The 1,336-nt window shown below is 65.2% G+C and carries 1 protein-coding gene; it reads right to left on the reverse strand.

Annotation, left to right across the window (positions count from 1 at the left end; translation table 11 throughout):
* The coding region (locus AC1D15_RS32540) for an ATP-dependent helicase (protein ID WP_477829314.1) at nt 1-1,299 on the reverse strand (1,299 nt) is incomplete at its 3' end.
* Nucleotides 1,300-1,336 lie beyond the last annotated feature (37 nt).

Here is a 1,336-nt window from a genome sequence, read left to right on the forward strand (position 1 = left end):
GCGCAGGACGCTCAGCACGTCCTTGATGTGCGTGCTCTCCAGGAACTTGAGGCCTCCGAACTTGCGGAAGGGGATGTTGCGGCGGGTCAGCTCAAGCTCCAGCGGGGCGCTGTGGCTCGATGTCCGGAAGAGGACGGCCTGCTTGATGAGCCGGATGCCCTCCTCCCGCCGTAGCAGCACTTGGTCGGCCACCCATGTGGCCTGGCTCGCCTCATCCGGCATGGCCGTGATGCGCGGCATTTCGCTCGAGGGTTGATTCGACCAGAGGTCCTTGGCGTGGCGCTTCTTCGCGAGGCCAATCACCGCATTGGACGCCGTGAGGATCGGCTGCGTGGAGCGGTAGTTCTGCTCCAGCGCCACGATGCGAGCTGGCGGGTTGAACTGGTCGGGGAAGTCGAGGATGTTGCCCACGTCMGCGGCACGGAACGAGTAGATCGCTTGCGCGTCGTCGCCCACCACCGTGAGGTTCTCGCCCTTCGGCTTGAGGCCGAGCACGATGGCGCCCTGCAGCCGGTTTGTGTCCTGGTACTCGTCGATCAGCACGTGATCGAAGCGCTGCCGGACGTCTTCCGCCACGCTGGCATCGGCCAGCATGTGCACCCAGTAGAGCAACAGGTCGTCGTAGTCGAGCACCTGCTGCTGGTGCTTCGCCTGCGCATAGGCCTTGAAGAGCTGCTTGAGGCCGTCGTGCGCCCCGAAGCACCATGGGTAGTGCGTCTGCAGAACCTCGTCCAGCCGTGACTGGCTGTTCACGACCCGGGAGTAGATGGCGAGGCAACTCGCCTTCAACGGAAAGCGCTCCACCGTCTCGGCAAAGCCCAGCTCCTGCCGCACTATGCCAATCAGGTCCTCGGCATCCGAGCGGTCCAGTATGGTGAAGTTGGGTGCCAAGCCGATGCGATCGGCATAGTCACGCAACAGGCGCGCGCCGACGCCGTGGAACGTGCCACACCACGGGAAGTGCGGCGGTGCCTGCGTCGTCCCATAACCGAGCAGGCGATGAAGCATCCGGCCCACACGCTGCCCCATCTCTCCGGCGGCGCGGCGGGCAAAGGTCAGCAAGAGGATGCGGTGTGGATCCGCGCCCGTCTGTACCAGGCGTGCGACGCGGCTGGCCAAGGTCTTGGTCTTGCCGGTGCCAGCCCCGGCAATGACAAGCAACGGACCCCGATGCGCCCCGTCGCCGACACCGTGCTCGACCGCGGCGCGCTGCTGCTCGTTGAGGTCGGCGAAGACGTCCTTCGTCGCTCCAGGCTTGGGCGCTGGCGACGGTTCAGGAAGGACGGAGTGCTCACCCATGGCTCAATCTCGGGCCCGATCATATACTGTATGAATC

The organism is Rhizobacter sp. P2_H2, from assembly GCF_056403375.1.